This is a genomic window from Marinobacter sp. (assembly GCF_039977835.1).
In the GTDB taxonomy this organism is placed as follows: Bacteria; Pseudomonadota; Gammaproteobacteria; order Pseudomonadales; family Oleiphilaceae; genus Marinobacter.
The window spans coordinates 106,733-123,945 of sequence record NZ_JBDWCL010000072.1 but is presented as its reverse complement, the minus strand read 5'-3'; the positions used below and the strand labels follow the sequence as shown (position 1 = coordinate 123,945).

The window sequence follows — 17,213 nt, the reverse complement described above, 5'->3', positions numbered from 1 at the left end:
GTTCTTTATACTTGAGCGCTTATTTCAAACAGCCGTTTAATCGTTAATTGAACAGGATACTGACAGCATGAAGTTTACCGGTACCGAGAAATACGTAGCCACTGACGACCTGCAAATGGCGGTGAATGCGGCCATTACGCTGCAGCGGCCATTACTGATCAAGGGTGAGCCGGGCACCGGTAAAACCCTGCTGGCGGAAGAGATGGCAGCATCCCTTGGTATGCGACTGATTCCCTGGCACATCAAGTCCACTACCAAGGCCCAGCAGGGCCTCTACGAGTATGACGCAGTTTCCCGTCTGCGGGATTCCCAGCTCGGCGACGAGAAAGTGAAGGACATCAGTAACTACATCGTCAAGGGCAAGTTGTGGGAAGCCTTCGAGTCGGAGGAGCAGGTGGTTCTGCTGATCGACGAGATCGACAAGGCGGACATCGAGTTTCCGAACGATCTTTTGCTGGAACTCGACCGCATGGAATTCTTCGTTTACGAGACGCAGAAGCTGGTGCGGGCCAAACACCGCCCCATCATTGTGATCACCAGTAACAACGAGAAAGAACTGCCGGATGCGTTCCTTCGCCGCTGTTTTTTCCACTACATCAGCTTCCCGGACCACGACACCATGAAGAGCATTGTGGACGTGCATTTCCCGGGCCTGCAGCAGCAGGTGGTGCGGGATGCGCTGGAGGTATTCTTTGATGTACGCAAGGTGCCGGGCCTGAAGAAAAAGCCTTCTACCTCCGAGCTGATTGACTGGCTGAAACTGCTGATGGCGGACGAATTGTCTGCCAAAATGTTGCAGGAAAAGGACACCAGTTCCGCCTTGCCGCCACTTTACGGCGCTCTGGTGAAGAACGAGCAGGATGTCCACCTGCTGCAGAAACTGGCCTTCATGGCCCGTCGTCGCGGCTGAAATCCGGCAAGAGCAACACTGTATGTTGATTGATTTTTTTCTCGAAGTCCGGCGCGCAAAGGTCCCCGCCAGCCTGCGTGAATTCCTTGACCTGCTGGAAGCCCTGCAGAACCGGTTGGCTTTTGCCAACATGGAGGAATTCTATTACCTGGCGCGGGTGTGTTTGGTCAAGGACGAGCGCCATTTCGACAAATTTGACCGTGCCTTCCAGGCCTATTTCGAGGGTATTGAGAACCTCGATGACCTTATGGAAGCCCTGATTCCGGACGACTGGTTGCGAGCGGAATTCGAAAAACAGTTGTCCGAGGAAGATAAGGCCAAAATCGATTCCCTGGGTGGCCTGGAAGAGCTGATTGAAACCTTCAAGAAGCGCATGGAAGAACAGAAGGAGCGTCACCAGGGGGGCAACAAGTGGATTGGTACCGGTGGTACCTCCCCGTTCGGTGCCAATGGGTACAACCCGGAAGGTTTTCGTATTGGTCAGAACAAGGGCCGGCACGGCCGCGCCGTGAAGGTGTGGGAGAAGCGCGAGTTCAAGGACCTGGATGACAGCATTACCCTGGGCATCCGCAATATCAAAGTGGCGATGCGCCGGCTGCGAAAATTTGCCCGTCAGGGCGCTGCGGACCAGTTGGACATGGACGACACTATCCGCTCCACCGCCCGCAACGCCGGTTATCTGGACCTTAAAATGGTTCCGGAGCGGCACAATGCGGTGAAGGTGCTGATCTTCTTTGATGTCGGCGGCTCCATGGATCCTCACGTGCGGGTATGCGAAGAGCTGTTCTCTGCCGCCCGGATGGAGTTCAAGCACATGGAATACTTCTACTTCCACAACTTCGTTTACGAGAGTGTGTGGAAGAACAACATTCGCCGGATGAACGAAACCATCAGCACCTGGGATATCCTTCACAAGTACACCCCGGACTACAAGGTGATCTTTGTGGGGGATGCCACCATGGCACCCTATGAAATTTCACACCCTGGGGGTTCCATAGAACATTGGAACGAAGAAGCCGGGGCAACATGGTTTCAGCGCATTAGCGATCATTTCCGCAAGGTGGTTTGGATTAATCCGCTTCCGGAGAGCTATTGGGGGCAGGGTGGTTCGCTGGGTATGATGCGGCAACTGGTGAATGACCACATGTACCCGCTGACGATCGAAGGCCTGGAATCGGCCATGAAGCAGTTAAGCAAATAAAAAAAGCCGATGCGGTTGAGGGCATCGGCTAAGCTCGGCATATCAAACGGGGTGGCTAAAATAGCTCCCCCGCGTCTCAATACGTGCAAGTCCGGGGCCATGTAAAACTAAGTATTTAAAATCAATTAATTAGTGCCATAGTCCCCCACCTTGCCGTAACGTGACACTCCTCCCTGTTTTGCTCTTGTCAAAAAAACCGACGCTTTCGGATGTCCAATTGGTGATCTGGATACCGTTCTTGCCTGTTACCAAGTGTTACTCTTTCCGCCAGTTTGTTACAGAACATTGCTGGAGGCAGAATGCGTATGATCGCCGGAGCGCAGGTTATAGCGCAGGTAACAGAGCCAGTTCGGCGTAGATTCGGAGTTACGGTGGCCGCGGCTGTGGCATTGTTTGTAACCCAGGCTCTGTCGGCACCAGCGGGATTCGCCGATACGCTCGACACCGAGATAGATCGCCTCAAAGCCGACGTGGCGGACCTCAGCCAGACTCTCTACGAACTCGAAGAAGAGGTGCTGTATCCTGCGGATACCCAGGTGGCAGTTTTTCTGACACTCAAGGATCGGGAAGGGCTTGAGCTCGACACGGTGGAGCTGTACCTCGATGACACGCCAGTGGCTTCCCATCTTTATACCGAACGTGAGCGCAGTTCACTGAAGCGCGGCGGTGTCCAGCGACTCTACATCGGCAACCTCCCCCATGGCACCCATCAACTGAAAGCCGTACTGACCGCCCGATCCGCGAACGAGCGGTTTGTTCGCAGAGCAGTCACCCATGATTTCCGCAAACGCCCCGGCGAATCCCGCATCCAGATGACGCTGGATGCCCGGGCGCCCGATTTTGAACCGGTTGTCTCGTTTCAGGAATGGAAATAGGGCGGAATGATGGCGCTGAGGCTCAGGCTCGTTGCATGCATTGGTTCCATGGTCCTCGCGTTGGCCGGTATGCCGGTACATGCCAATGCTGAGGGTGATGCCGGTTCGCAACTGCTCGGTGGTCTTGCAAAATTTGCGCTGGACTCCGGAGACCCGGCCGCGGCATTGCGCTATACCCGGAATCTGCCCACTGAAGCGGGCCAGCTTGCCCGCGCCAGAGCGATGATGGCAACCGGTAGTGGCAACGTGGCCCGGGAGCTGCTTGAGCAACTCCTGACAGGGCAGTATTACCGTGGCCAGGCCGCGCTTCTGCTGGCAGAGCTGGCTGACAGCAGGGGCGAGCCGGAGAACGTGAGGAAGTATCTCGAAACCGCAGCAAAACTTGCCAACGGTGACGCCCGCCAGCAGGCCCTGTACCGCCTGGCCGAAATCCACCGTGAGGCGGGGGAAACAGACAGGGCCGGGCAGGTATTGGCGTCCATGGAGCCGGGTTACTGGTCGGCCCTGGGTTACATGAATATCGCGGCTGATTATGGCAAGCGGGACCTGAACCCCTCCCGTGCACTGGTGGCGCTGCGTGTGGCATTGGCCATGTCCGAAAAGGACTCGGACAGCCGCCGCAGCGATGAACTGAAAAGCCGGCTTTTGATACGGGCAGGGCACCTCGCCCATAAGCACGAGGACCACGACAAGGCCATCAGTTTTCTGGAAAAGGTCCCCCTCGAAAGTTACAGCACGCCGCAGGGCCTTTATCTCCATGGCCTGGCACTATCCGCCAGCGGAAACCACCGGGCGGCAATGCAGTCGTGGCATCGTGCCAAAAAATACCCACTGGCTTACCCCGGTGTGGCTAACGCCTGGCTTGGCACGGGCCGTGGGTACGATCTTTCCGGCTATCTCGGGCAGGCTGGGGAAGCTTACCTGGCGGCAAACGCCTCGTTCGAGAGCGAGCGGGTTACCCTGCGGAAACTGGCAGACCAGATTCGAAGTAAGGGCGCCTACCAGGCCCTGGTCCGGGACGCCCGGGATTCCAACGCCGAGTGGTTCCTCGCCGACAGCAGGACATTGACCCAGCCACGAACCGCCTACCTGCTGCGATTCATGGAACAGCCCGACGCGCAGAACGCCGTTAAACGTGTAGCCGAACTGGAGCAGATTGACCAGCAGTTTGCTCAGCGTGAAGACAGTCTCGAAGTGTTCCGCCGTGCTATCAGGGAGCGTCTGGAGTCTGCTAAGACTTCGGCTGCCGCTGGCAACCACTTTAACGAGGAGATTGAGGCATTGTCCGGGCGTATTAATACGCTGAACGAACGTGCCACCTCGGTTGCCCGACAGGAGGCGTTACGCGGTGCCGCCCTGACATTAGCGGACCTGAAGATGTCTCTGGGGAAGCTGGAGCGGAGGCTGGCAGCGAGAGGCCAGTACCTCAACGAATTACTAACCCGCACGAGTGAGGCTCTTGAGCGAGTGCGAGGGATTCGAAGCAGGGCCCTCCGGCTCCGGAATGACGCTGAAAAGACCCTCGACGAGATTGCGCTGGCCTATGTCGAAGAGCAGGACCATCGCATGGCCTTTGCCCTGGATCGTACTGAGCAACAGATCGCGCATCTTTATGAATATCTGGCCTTGCAGAACATCGAACGGGGTGAGCCATGAGGCGCCTTGCGTATCTCTCTCTGGTGCTGTTGCTGTCTGGCGAGAGCACCATGGCCCAGGAGTCGTTCCGGGTAGAACTGGGGCGCGACGGTGAAACCATTGGTGATATGCGGCCAGTGTTTCTCGAGTTCAAATCCCGCCCCATGCCCGCCATATCTCCCGCTGAAGTTGCCCGGCGCTACCAGCGGCTGTTCGATAGCTCGGACGAGCCTGAAGTGCGGATTGATGCACTGAACCGGTTATCGAACATACAGAAGGTCACGGAACAGGACGTCAGTTTCAGCAACGAACGGGAGCAGCAGGTATATCTTCAGGCTCTGGACAGCTACGAGTCGATTCTTGACCGGGGCTCCTACCAGGGCCGGCTTGATGAGTTGCTGTACCAGATGGCTAAAGCCCATGCCTACACCGGGCAGGCGGAAGAGTCTATTGATCGTCTGCGGCAGCTTGTGGGCCTGTACCCCTCTTCGCCCCTGGTGCCCGAAGCCCGATTCCGGATCGCCGAATCGGCGTTCTCGGCGGGTGATTACGCCGTAGCGGAATCTGAGTATAGCCGCGTAATCTCGGGAGACGGCGCGGAAAGCCTGAAAACCAAGGCGCACTACATGCAGGGCTGGAGCCAGTACAAGCAGGGCGTTTCCGCCTGGGAACGAGCCGGAGAAACTTTCCTGGCGGTCCTGGACCGGTTCAGCGCCGAAACCGACAGCTTCCGCCAGATCCCTGCCAATGAAGCCGGGTTGGTCAACGACACCTTCCGGATTATCGCGCAGATGGCAGCGAACGACCGGGGTGCGGATTCACTCGCTCAATGGTTGAGCAGGGCTGGTGGCAGGGCCTACGACTATCTGCTTTATGATCGGCTTGCTGACTACTATGCAGGCAATGCCCGGTACGAACAGAGTGTTGCGGTCAACCGCCGCTTTGTTGATGAGCACCACAACCATCCCGCAGTACCCGCGTTCCTTGCCCAGAACGTCGATGTCTGGCTCATGGCCGGGCGCTCAGATCAGGCGCGGGAAGCCCGTGCGCAGTACGTGAGCGGGTTTGCGGCCGGGGAGCGTTACCAGATGCTTGCCGGGGCTGATCGTCAGCGCTGGAAGGATTTCAGCCGGCTGCTGGCGGATTATCACTATGACGAGGCGACAGAGGCCGCCGCAGGTCGTAAGCAGGAACAGTTCCGCCTGGCCGCGGAATACTACCACCAACTGGCTCCGAGGATGGCCGAGCCCGGTGAAGTGCTCAGACTTTCCGCCGATGCCTTCCTGCAGGCCGGTGATTACCGCAATGCGCTTGCCGGTTTCCGACACGCGGCCTATGACACCAGCGGATACCCGGGTGCGGCCGATGCTGCCTGGGCAGCGGTGGTCCTTCAGCGTGGTGCCGTTGATAACCGGTTCGCTCTGGCTCTGACACTGGACGATCTGGCTCTTGAAGCAGAACGTTTTCACGGTAGCTTCCCGGAGGATCAGCGACTGCCAGGGCTTGCCGCCGATATTGCCAACCGGTTTCAGGCGCGGAACCGCCATGACGACGCATTGCGATTTGCCGAGGCCGCCATTGCCCACCCGGCGGCCAGTGTCCAGGAGCGGTACAGTGCCTGGCTGGTGGCCGGCAACGCCCATCTTGCCGGGGAGTCGTACGGTTTGGCTGAAAACGCCTGGCGCAAGTCGCTGACGTTACTGGAAGCCGGTGAACTGCCGGACAGGCAGGGCGAAGACAGTGAAAGTCTCCAGCGCCAACTGGCAAGCAGTATCTACTATCAGGGCGAGCAGGCCGCTGTCGAAGGTAACACCGACCGGGCCGTTGCTCATTATCAGCGGGTGGAATCCGTGCTCCCGGGGTCTGATATTGCCATCAAGGGCCGTTACGACGCAGCCAATACGTTGCTTCAGGCAGAGCGATGGCAGGCGGGGGTTAATGAACTGAACCGCTTCCGTACCGACTATCCGCAACACGAGCTTGCCAGCACAGTCAGTGAAAAACTGGTGTTCGCATACCAGTCTTCAGACCAGCCCGTTCGTGCCGCAGACGAGCTCATGGCGGTAGCCGGGGGCGAGTCACCGGGGTGGGAGCGTCAGCTCAGAGCGGCGGAACTGTATCACCAGGCCAATGCCCTGGACCGTCGAAACCGCATTTACGTTGCGTGGCTGAACAGAGGTGACGCACTTGCCGTATCCGACGCGACCACCCACATCCGCAGTCAGATGATGCGCCAGCGCCTGGTAGAGGCTGACGTTGAACCATTCAGATATCGCACCGAACTGGTTGAGCGCGAACTGGCCAGTCAGTGGCGCTCGGACGAAACCCTTGCCTGGGCCGGGCGGGCCGCGGTTGTGTTGGGGGAGCGCGAAGCGCAGCGGTTCGCCGACGTGTCATTGCAACACCCCCTGGGGCCGTCGCTTGAGAAAAAGCGGCAGGCACTGGAGGCGGCCCGGACCCGCCTGTTACAGGCTGAGCAGCTTGATGGTGAGGCCCTGGGTTCGGAAATTCTCTACCGGCGGGCCGAACTTTACCGGGTGATGGCGGAGGACCTGATAGCCTCGGAAGCGCCTGCGGAACTGAACGAACTCGAGACCATGCAATATCAGATGCTGTTGGAGGAAGAGGCGTATCCGTTCGAAGAGAAGGCCATCAAGCTGCATGCCAGGAATCATCAGCGTCTGGCGGATGGTGTATTCGATCAGTGGGTTGAGCAAAGCCTTCAGGTGCTGGCAAAACTCTTTCCCGGCCGTTATGACCGGGACGTTCGCTGGATGACATGGAATGAGGAGTCTAACGATGGTGCCTGACGTGCTTCGCTCCGTTTTGCTGATGTTCTGGCTGTTTGTGTTTGTCGCCGGATGTGCCAGTACGCCGGAACCCCAACCCGCGGAGACTGACAGCGCGGGGGCTGGCGAGTTGGTCCGCCAGGCATGGCATGCGCAGCAGCAGGGAAACACTGGCCAGGCACTCGATCAGTACCGGCAGGCTTTCAGCCTGGACCCGCGCAATGCCATGACGGCGAACAACCTTGCGTTGTTGTTGCGGGAAGAGGGGCGTTTTGCAGAGGCCATATCAATATTGCGAAAAGGCCTGGAGCACTCACCGGATACGGAAGAGCTGCATTACAACCTGGCGGTCATCTCAGAGCTCTATCTGCTCGACCTGGACACAGCATTACGTCATTACAGGCGTTATCAGGATCTTTCCGAAGCCGAGGGTAAACAGGTAGCGGGCTGGATTGCGGATCTGGAAAGGAGGGTTGAATAGATGCGCAAATCGCTGCTGATGACCGTTACCGGGCTTACGGTTTTTCTGATCGCAATGTCGCCACAGTCCCTGGCGAACGACGCTGAAACCGTAGCGCTTACGGTGGATGGTATTACCCGTCACACCGGGGACGATGATCCGGCAGTGCTCTATATTCTGCCCTGGCAGCCACCCACCTTGCCACGCCGTACCCGGGCGGAGCTGGAGGCCGGTAACGACGAATTGCTTGAACCCAAGGACCCGCTGACGCTGGAGCGTCACCGGAGATTTCGTGAAACGCTGAATCCGTCTCTGGATTCCACTCTGTCCCTGCAGTGAAAACGGGAGTCTGAATATGCTGGAAACTGTTGTTGGTTTTTTTCAGGAAGGTGGCCCCTTCATGTACCCGATCGCCCTGGTGCTGGCCGTTGGCCTGGCCATTACGATTGAACGTTTTGTATACCTGGCCTCCGTGCGCCGCCGCAACCGGATGGCGTTCGAGAAAGGCATACTGCCGCTCCTGCGAAAGCGGGACTACCAGCGTGCCATGAAGGCGGCCACCACTTCCGACAGCGCCATCGCCTCCATCATGAGCGCCGGTATCGGCAGGCTCCTGAACAATCATCCCCGCGAAGACGTGGAATACGCCATGGAAGAGGGGCTGATGGAAGTGCTGCCCAGGCTGGAAAAGCGCACCCAGTACCTTGCGACTCTGGCTAACGTAGCCACCTTGCTGGGGCTGCTTGGTACCATCATCGGGCTGATTGCCGCGTTTACGGCGGTGGCCTCAGCGGACCCGTCACAGAAGGCGTCCCTGTTATCGGAAAGTATCTCCGTGGCGATGAATACCACCGCCTTCGGTTTGATGTCCGCCATTCCGCTATTGATGTTTCACGCGCTGCTCCAGACCCGCACCAACGAAATTGTCGACAGTTTCGAAATGGCTGGTGTGAAACTGCTGAACATCATTTCCGAGCAGTCTTCACCGCGTCAATCCGCCGCCTGAGCCGGGGGTTAGCAGTATGAGACGAAGGCATCGCAGGCTTGTCAGCAATCCCGATCTCGACATCACGCCGTTTCTGAACCTGATGATCGTGCTGGTGCCGGTTCTTTTGTTGGGCATGGTGTTCAGTCAGATTCGCATGATTGAACTGAATTTCCCCGGCATGGATGCGGGTGAGGCGCCCGAGGCCGAAGAGCTGCGGCTTGTGGTTGCCCTGATTCCGGCCGGCCTGGAAGTGCTGGATAGTGAGCGGGGCGTGATTCGGACACTCCCGCTGGTAGAGGGGGAGCAGGATTTCGACGGCCTGAGGGAGACTCTGAAGCTGGTCAAGAAACGGGTTCCCGACAAGACCGATATCGTCCTGGAGGTCGGCCCGGATATTGACTATCAGACACTGGTCACCGCCATGGATACCCTTCGTTCATATCCCGCCGTGGTGGCTGCCAGCGTGGTGGAAGGGGAGCTGTTTCCGGACGTTGCACTGGCCGATGCGCCGGAAGACAGGACGCTGACGGGTACGGGGGAGGGCGCATGAAAACATCCCGCCGCGCCCGCCGGATACAGAGACACTACAGGCGTATGCACCGTCCTGGGGGGCTCAATCTGGTCTCACTGATGGATATCTTCACCATCCTGGTGTTCTTTCTGATGGTGAACTCGTCCGATGTGAAGGTCATGCAGAATACGGCCGAGGTACCGCTTCCTGAGTCCACCGCGACGAATGACGCCGTGGAATCCATGATGGTGCAGGTGATCGGCCAGTCCATTCTGGTTCAGGGGCGTGAAGTGGCCAGGCTGGACAGTATCGAGACCGGTGACAGGACGATCGGTGGTCTGGCGGACGAACTCGCATGGGTCAGGGAGCGCCGGGGAGAGGTGCCGGATCAGGGCCACGAAGTGACTATTATGGCCGGGCGCTCGACTGATTACCGGCTGCTGAGAAAGATCATGCAGACCTGTATCGATGAAGAATTCCGCCAGGTACGGCTGGCCGTGGAGTCAGCCAGGGAGGTAAGCAGTGGCTGACCGACAGAACCTCCCTTCCGGCTTGCCCTGGGGCGCGGAGAAAGGCGAGCGCCGCCGCTTTTTACTGGCCCTTATGGTCATGCTTGCGGTGTTTCTTCCACCGGCATTACTGATTCCGACAGTGAATTTGCCGGAGCCAGAGCGCAGCGAAGCCCAAGAGATACCACCCCAGCTGGCCCGGCTTGTGGAGAAACCCGAGCCGCCGGAACCCGTGGCCATACCAGAGCCAGAACCAGAGCCAGAACCTGAACCTGTGGAACCCGAGGCGGCAGAACCGGAGGCGCCAGCCCCGTCGGTTGCCGAGACGGTCAAAAAAACGACACCACCGGAGCCTGACAGGCCCAAACCCAGCCAAACCGTGGAGCAGGCTCGTGAAACCGCTTCCCGTTCGGGGCTCCTGGCGATGAAGGATCAGCTTGCAAGTATGCGCGCGCCGGAAGAGAAGCAGGTGGAAACCCTTTCCGCAAACGTCGACACTGGGGGTAGCCCCGATTCCGGCGACCTGTTCGCGGGGAATGCTGACCGCGAGGCAGCCCTGGCTGGCAGCGGAGGGGTAGGTCGTGAGTTGGCTCCTGAGGCTGAAGTTGCCGTTGCCGGCCATGAAGTCCGAGAGGTCGAAGTGGCCCAGGAGGTCGCTCCCGAACCAGCGCCAGCGCCGGATTCAGGCCCTGGCGAACGTGCCATGAGCAACATCCGGCAGGTGTTTGACGCCCAGAAAACCGCACTGTATTCGCTTTATCGCCGGGAACTGCGGCAGGACCCAACCCTGGAGGGCAAGGTTATGCTGGAGCTGGTGATCGAGCCCGACGGTTCGGTATCCCGCTGTGAGGTAGTCAGTTCGGAGCTGGATAACGACAACCTGGAGCAGCGTATCGCCACCCGGGTACGACTGTTCAATTTCGGGCAAGACGATGTGGAAGCCCGCACGGTGAGGTTCCCCATCGATTTCCTGCCAGGCTAGCGCTCAATGGTGATTTTTGGCAGGCGCGGCTTGCTGAATGACATTTTCTGGGTGGGGGCGATCACCTTCGCCTCGCCTGTGACCACCTGCTCATCATTCTGGTTGCGAACATCGCATGCCAGGGTGACGCGGTTCTTTCGTTCCTTGGCCAGCACTTTCAGGTGGACGGTAAGGGTGTCGTCCAGTTTCACCGGGCGCTTGAACGACAGACTCTGTTCCAGATAAATGGTGCCCGGCCCCGGCATCACGGTGGCCAGCGCTGCGGAGATCAGTGAGCCGCTCCACATACCATGGGCGATGCGCTCCCGGAACGCGGACTCGGCCGCAAATTCAGAATCCAGGTGTACCGGATTCACGTCGCCGGATACGGCGGCAAAGAGCACCAGTTCGTCTTCGGTGAGTGTCTTGACATAGGTTGCAGAGTCGCCTTCCTGAAGCTCTTCATAGGTAATGTTCTCAAGCGTATCGAGAGTATCGCTCATAGGGGCTCCGCTGGGTGTCGTTATTGGTGAAAGGGCTATTGTCGTGTTGGCTACAAAAGCTACAGTTCCGCTTCGAAAACTACCTCATCGGTCACAAAACTGCTATTCTCTCCCGACTTTTCGAGGCTGATACTTTTGTCTGGTTGATTTTTTGATCAAACCGATATCGGTAAACATTATAAGCACAAACGCCTAACAGGAGATGGTGATGGATTTTGAGCAGTTCTATCAGGATAAATACCCCGCCGGTGTGTCCCGGGACGTAAACCTGGACAAATACACCAGCATGGTGGATGTATTTGATCAGGCGGTGAAAAAATACGCCGACCGGCCTGCCTTCAGTGCTGTTGGGGCCACGCTCACCTATCGCGATCTGGATACCCAGAGCCGGAATTTTGCCGCCTGGCTGCAGAACAAGACCGATCTGAAACCCGGGGACCGGATTGCGGTTCAGATGCCCAACGTTTCCCAATACCCCGTTGTTGTCTTTGGCGCCATGCGCGCGGGCCTGATCGTGGTGAACACCAACCCACTGTATACCACCCGCGAGATGGAACACCAGTTTAACGATTCCGGCGCCAAAGCGCTTGTGGTATTGGCGAATATGGCCAATAACGCCGAGAAAGTGCTCCCCCATACCGGCATCGAGCACGTTATTGTGACCGAAATTGCAGACATGCACTCACCGCTGAAGCGCACGCTGATGAACGCGGCGGTAAAGCACCTCAAGAAAATGGTGCCTGCCTATAACCTCCCTCAGGCCCACAAACTTCCGGCGGTGCTCAGCGCTGGCAGCAAGGAAAAGTTCACCCCGGTTGAATGCAAGAAAGATGATATTGCCGTACTGCAGTACACCGGCGGTACGACGGGGGTTGCCAAGGGCGCCATGTTGACCCATGGCAACCTGGTGGCCAACCTGCTTCAGGTTCGCCCGATGATGGAAGACACCGTGGAAGAGGGCAAGGAAGTGGTGGTTGCGCCACTGCCGCTGTACCACATCTACTCGTTTACCCTGAACTGCGGCATCATGCTGGAAGCTGGCGCCCATAATGTTCTGATTCCCAATCCACGGGACATTCCGGGCTTCGTCAAGGAGCTCAAGAACCACAAGTTCACCGCGTTCCTGGGGTTGAATACCCTGTTCGTGGCGCTGTGTAATAACGAGGAATTTCAGGAGCTGGACTTCAGTGGCCTAAAGCTGACGTCTTCCGGTGGTATGGCGCTGACCAGCGACACCGCCAAGATGTGGCAACGTGTCACCGGCTGTGAAATCAGTGAGGGTTACGGTATGACTGAAACCTCGCCGGTTGTTACCTTCAACCCCAACAGCGCCATTCAGCTTGGCACCATCGGGCTGCCAATTCCGGGTACCGAAGTCAAAACCATTGACGACGACGGCAATGAGACGCCGATCGGCGAGCCGGGTGAGCTTTGCGTGAAAGGTCCGCAGGTGATGCGTGGCTACTGGCAGCGTCCGGAAGATACCCAGAAGTCCTTCACGGATGATGGCTTCCTGAAAACCGGGGATATCGCCCTGATTCAGGAAGACGGTTACATTCGTATCGTTGACCGCAAGAAGGACATGATTATTGTGTCCGGCTTCAATGTCTTTCCGAATGAAATCGAAGATGTTGTGAGCGGTCATCCAAAAGTGGTTGAATGTGCCGCCGTCGGCGTTGAAGATGCCAAGAGCGGCGAGGCCGTGAAGGTCTTCCTGGTACCCACCGCCGAAGGTGTTACCGAAAACGAATTGAAAGAGTTCTGTCGGGAACGTCTGACCGCCTACAAGGTGCCCAAGTCATTCGAATTCCGCAACGAGCTGCCGAAAACCAACGTTGGCAAGATCCTGCGCCGTGAGCTCCGGGACGAAGCCAACAACAAGTAAAAGGCCCGATGACCCAAGCCCCACCCGAACAGCCAGCGAATACACCAGACAGCAGGGCGGCCGTGAAGGCCGTCCTGGAGCAGCTGGATACCTGCAACCAGATTGAAGCAGCCCGTATTCACAAGCTGGTGGCCCGGAAGAAAGGCCATCCGGGGCAGAAGGACCTCGAAAAAATGGCGCAATGGCTTGACCGCGGTCAGGCCAGGGTCCGGGAACGTCTGGCACTGCACAAGCCAGCTACGTTCCCATCGTCGCTGCCAGTATCAGACCGGGTTGACGATATTCGCCAGGCTATTGAACAGAATCAGGTCGTAATCATCGCCGGGGAGACCGGCTCCGGCAAGACGACCCAGATCCCCAAAATCTGCATGAACAGTGGCCGCGGTATCCGCGGACTGATTGGCCATACCCAACCCAGGCGGATTGCTGCCCGAACGGTTGCCGGCCGTATTGCCGAGGAATTGGGAGAGCAGACCGGGGGCCAGGTTGGCTACCAGGTGCGCTTCACCGATACCACCTCCGAGCAGTCGCGGTTAAAAGTGATGACCGATGGCATTCTACTGTCGGAAGTCCAGCACGACCGCTTTCTTGACCGTTACGATACCCTGATCATCGACGAGGCCCACGAACGCAGCCTCAATATCGATTTTCTGATGGGGTACCTGCGTCAGCTTTTGCCGAAGCGCCCCGACCTCAAGGTGATTATCACCTCGGCCACCATCGAAGTAGAGCGATTCAGCCAGTTCTTCAATGATGCGCCGGTGATTGAAGTCAGTGGTCGCACCTTTCCGGTGGATATCCGTTATCGCCCGCTGACCGGTGATGAGGATGACCGGGATCAGGGGTGGACTGACGGTGTACTGCGGGCCATGGAGGAAATCGAGCAGCACGAGCGGGCGGAAAAACAACCGCCGGGCGACGTGCTGGTGTTTCTTCCGGGTGAGCGGGAAATCCGTAGCCTGAGCAAAGTGCTGCGTCACGCCGACCTGCGCCATACCGAGGTGTTGCCGCTCTATTCCCGCCTGAGTAACCAGGAACAGAACCGCATATTCCAGGGCCATCGCGGCCGGCGGATGGTGCTTTCCACCAATGTGGCGGAAACCTCCCTGACGGTGCCGGGTATCCGATATGTGATCGACACGGGTGTGGCGCGGATCAGCCGCTACAGTGTACGTTCCAAGATCCAGCGCCTGCCCGTTGAACCGGTATCCCAGGCGAGTGCCAACCAGAGGGCCGGGCGGTGTGGCCGTGTGGCACCGGGTATCTGTTTCCGGTTGTATGACGAGACGGATTTTATCAACCGGCCGGAGTATACGGACCCGGAGATTCTCCGCACTAACCTGGCGTCCGTTATCCTGCAGATGACCACATCCGGGTTGGGGGACATCCGACATTTCCCGTTTCTGGAACCGCCGGACCGTCGCCTGATCAACGATGGCTACAAACTGCTTGAAGAGCTGGGCGCGGTGGACGACAAACGCCGGGTGACCGGCCTTGGCCGTACCATGGCCCGGTTGCCGCTGGACCCCCGCCTGGCGCGAATGCTGGTAACGTCTTCCGAGCAGGGGAGCCTGGCGGAAACTCTGGTGATCATCGCCGGGCTCAGTGTCCAGGACCCGAGAGAGCGACCCCAGGACAAGCAGCAGGCTGCTGACCAGGCCCACGCTCCGTTCAATGACAAGGAGTCTGACTTCCTCACGCTCCTGAATATCTGGAACTTCTACGAGGAGCAGCGTCAGGAACTATCCCAGAATCAGCTGAAAAAGCTTTGTCAGAAGAGCTTTCTGTCCTGGATGCGTATGCGGGAATGGCGCGACATCCATCGCCAGCTCACGCTGATCTGCCGCGAGCAGAAGCTGAAGCTGAACAGGGACACGGCCAGTTACGAGTCGCTTCACAAAGCAATACTGGCGGGCCTGTTGGGGCAGGTGGCCGTGAAACTGGAAAAAAAGGAATACCTGGCGACCCGCAATCGCAAGGTGATGATCTTTCCCGGCTCCAAGGTATCGAAGTCCGGGCCCAAGTGGGTTGTTGCCGCAGAAATTGTCGAAACCAGCCGGGTTTTTGCCCGCGTGGTGGCGAAAATCGAGCCCGAATGGATCGAGCCCCTTGCCGGCCACGTGGTCAAGCATCACTACTTTGAGCCCCACTGGGAACAGAAGCGTGCCCAGGTGATGGGTTACGAGAAGGTCAGCCTTTACGGCCTCGATATTATTCCCAGGCGGCGGATTCCCTACAGCAAGGTGGACCCGGCCGAGTGCCGCACTCTGTTTATCCGTCATGCGCTGGTGGAAGGGGATTACCAGTCCAGGGCGCCGTTCATTGCCCGTAACCGGGAGTTGCTGGATACCGTCGAGAACCTGGAACGCAAGACCCGCCGCCGGGACCTGCTGGTGGAAGATGAAGTACTGGTGGATTTCTACGACCAGCGCCTGCCGGCCGACATTGTCAGTGGTCGGCATTTCGAAAGCTGGTGGAAGCAATTGAGTGCCGACGAACTCCGTAATATGGAGCTGACCGAGGCCGACATTCTCCAGCGTCCGGTGGACGAGCAGGCCGGTGCCCTGTACCCGGATTATCTGGAATGGGAAGGTGTGCGTTACCCGCTGAGTTACGAGTTCGAGCCCACCAGCGAACGGGACGGTGTCACCCTCCAGGCACCAGTGATGGCCCTTAAGCAATTGCCTGCCAGGCGCCTTGAATGGCTGGTGCCGGGCCTGCTGCGGGAAAAATGTATTGCACTGGTCAAAGGCTTGCCCAAGGCCTTGCGGCGTAACTTCGTTCCGGTTCCGGACTTTGTGGAAGCAGCACTGGAAAACCTCCAGCCGTCCAATGAACCCCTTGCGCTGCAACTGGGTGAGCAGCTTCGTCGAATGACCGGCGTGCGGATAGATCCGGATGCCTGGCCCCAGGAAGATTTGCCAAGGCATCTGCGGATGAACCTGCGTGTTGTGGACGATGCCGGAAAGCCTATCGCAGAAGGACGGGAGACGGAAAAGCTCCAGAGCGAACTGGAAGGCCGGGCGGAAGCCGCGTTGTCTTCAGCAACCCGAACGCAGCCGGGGGACACTCCTGCAACAACGTCGACGGGATGGGATTTCGGGGAACTGGCACAATCGGTCAGAACCGATAAAGGCGGTATGGAGGTAACAGTATACCCGGCGCTGGAAGATCAGGGTGACTCAGTTCGCCAGACCCGTTTCCTCGACCGGCTGACCGCTGAGGATGCTACCCGCAGGGCGGTGGCTCGGCTGATCCTGATCCGGCTGGGCAGCAGGCTGGATGAGATCGACCGCAAATTGCCCCATTTCAAAGCCTCTGCGCTGATGTTTGCCCCGGTGGGCAAGGCCCGTGTGCTGCTGGACGACCTCTTGGTGGCAACGGCCATGCAGCATTTCGTACCGGGCGAGGTGCCCCGTGACAGCCTGGCCTTCGAGCGGGCTTTCGACGCCGGCAGGGCAGAGTTCATTCCGGCGCTGGAGGAGGCGGACGAAAGGCTGCATCAAGCCATGATCGGCTACCATGGAGTAATGAAACAACTGAAGGGCAAAATCAGCCTGGCGCTGGCCAACAGTATGGCCGATTTGAAGTTTCAGCTCCAGAATCTTGTTTATCCAGGATTTCTTGTTGCGACCCCACCAGCGTGGCTGGCCCATTTTGGCCGCTATTTCGAGGCGGCCAGTCTCCGTTATGAAAAAATGCCAAGAGAGCTTGGCAGGGAAAGGGAGTTCCTGCACACGATCGAGCCATTGTGGTCCCGTTACGCCAGTAAACGGGATGAGCAGCAACGTCAGGGTATTCGCGACCCGGAGCTGGTGTTGTATCGATGGATGCTGGAAGAATTCCGGGTGTCTTCCTTTGCCCAGCAGCTGGGTACAGCGGTGCCGGTATCGGTGAAGCGCCTCGACAGGCAGTGGGAGAAAACGCGGGTTTAAGACGATGGTCGTCGCGGGCAAAACTCCGAGACTGTGTTAGTATTTGGGCAA

Annotated in this window: 14 protein-coding genes; 13 read left to right on the top strand and 1 reads right to left on the bottom strand. The window is 58.3% G+C overall.

Annotated elements, in window-relative coordinates:
* Positions 1 to 67 precede the first annotated feature (67 nt).
* The 11 genes from ABJM11_RS21220 to ABJM11_RS21170 all read left to right on the top strand — a co-directional run bounded on the left by ABJM11_RS21220 (position 68) and on the right by ABJM11_RS21170 (position 10,860).
* On the top strand, positions 68 to 910 hold the full coding sequence (locus ABJM11_RS21220; RefSeq protein ID WP_348295350.1) for a MoxR family ATPase: 843 nt from the start codon (positions 68 to 70) through the stop codon (positions 908 to 910).
* Positions 911 to 932: 22 nt separating this feature from the next.
* Positions 933 to 2,111 (top strand): VWA domain-containing protein, encoded by a 1,179-nt coding sequence (locus tag ABJM11_RS21215; RefSeq protein WP_348295349.1) that lies wholly within the window; start codon positions 933 to 935, stop codon positions 2,109 to 2,111.
* Between the two features lie 299 nt (positions 2,112 to 2,410).
* Positions 2,411 to 2,986, top strand: a complete 576-nt coding sequence (locus ABJM11_RS21210) for an AraC family transcriptional regulator (protein ID WP_348295348.1) — start codon at positions 2,411 to 2,413, stop codon at positions 2,984 to 2,986.
* Positions 2,987 to 2,992: 6 nt separating this feature from the next.
* A complete protein-coding gene (locus ABJM11_RS21205; protein ID WP_348295347.1) occupies positions 2,993 to 4,642 on the top strand; it encodes a hypothetical protein in 1,650 nt (549 codons plus the stop codon).
* Positions 4,639 to 7,431 (top strand): tetratricopeptide repeat protein, encoded by a 2,793-nt coding sequence (locus ABJM11_RS21200; protein WP_348295346.1) that lies wholly within the window; start codon positions 4,639 to 4,641, stop codon positions 7,429 to 7,431. Before ABJM11_RS21205 ends, ABJM11_RS21200 begins: the two co-directional genes overlap by 4 nt.
* Entirely contained in the window at positions 7,406 to 7,891 is a 486-nt protein-coding gene (locus ABJM11_RS21195; RefSeq protein ID WP_348461502.1) for a tetratricopeptide repeat protein, read from the top strand. The genes ABJM11_RS21200 and ABJM11_RS21195 overlap by 26 nt, the downstream gene beginning before the upstream one ends.
* Positions 7,892 to 8,209, top strand: a complete 318-nt coding sequence (locus ABJM11_RS21190) for a hypothetical protein (protein WP_348295344.1) — start codon at positions 7,892 to 7,894, stop codon at positions 8,207 to 8,209.
* Between the two features lie 16 nt (positions 8,210 to 8,225).
* Positions 8,226 to 8,876 (top strand): MotA/TolQ/ExbB proton channel family protein, encoded by a 651-nt coding sequence (locus ABJM11_RS21185; protein WP_348295343.1) that lies wholly within the window; start codon positions 8,226 to 8,228, stop codon positions 8,874 to 8,876.
* Positions 8,877 to 8,892: 16 nt separating this feature from the next.
* Positions 8,893 to 9,408 (top strand): biopolymer transporter ExbD, encoded by a 516-nt coding sequence (locus tag ABJM11_RS21180; protein WP_348295342.1) that lies wholly within the window; start codon positions 8,893 to 8,895, stop codon positions 9,406 to 9,408.
* Entirely contained in the window at positions 9,405 to 9,899 is a 495-nt protein-coding gene (locus ABJM11_RS21175) for a biopolymer transporter ExbD (RefSeq protein WP_348295341.1), read from the top strand. Before ABJM11_RS21180 ends, ABJM11_RS21175 begins: the two co-directional genes overlap by 4 nt.
* Positions 9,892 to 10,860 (top strand): AgmX/PglI C-terminal domain-containing protein, encoded by a 969-nt coding sequence (locus ABJM11_RS21170; protein ID WP_348295340.1) that lies wholly within the window; start codon positions 9,892 to 9,894, stop codon positions 10,858 to 10,860. The genes ABJM11_RS21175 and ABJM11_RS21170 overlap by 8 nt, the downstream gene beginning before the upstream one ends.
* Here ABJM11_RS21170 and ABJM11_RS21165 read toward each other — a convergent pair.
* Positions 10,857 to 11,342 carry a MaoC/PaaZ C-terminal domain-containing protein gene (locus ABJM11_RS21165; protein WP_348295339.1) on the bottom strand — a complete coding sequence of 162 codons (486 nt, stop codon included), beginning with the start codon at positions 11,340 to 11,342 and terminating at the stop codon, positions 10,857 to 10,859. The two genes, ABJM11_RS21170 and ABJM11_RS21165, sit on opposite strands and share 4 nt — an antisense overlap.
* 208 nt (positions 11,343 to 11,550) lie before the next feature.
* Here ABJM11_RS21165 and ABJM11_RS21160 point away from each other — a divergent pair, with 208 nt between their 5' ends.
* The gene (locus tag ABJM11_RS21160; protein ID WP_348295338.1) at positions 11,551 to 13,227 is read left to right on the top strand and encodes a long-chain fatty acid--CoA ligase; all 1,677 of its coding nucleotides are present in this window, start codon (positions 11,551 to 11,553) and stop codon (positions 13,225 to 13,227) included.
* Between the two features lie 8 nt (positions 13,228 to 13,235).
* Complete coding sequence (gene hrpA / locus ABJM11_RS21155; protein WP_348295337.1) at positions 13,236 to 17,162, top strand: ATP-dependent RNA helicase HrpA; 3,927 nt, start codon at positions 13,236 to 13,238, stop codon at positions 17,160 to 17,162.
* Positions 17,163 to 17,213: the final 51 nt, after the last annotated feature.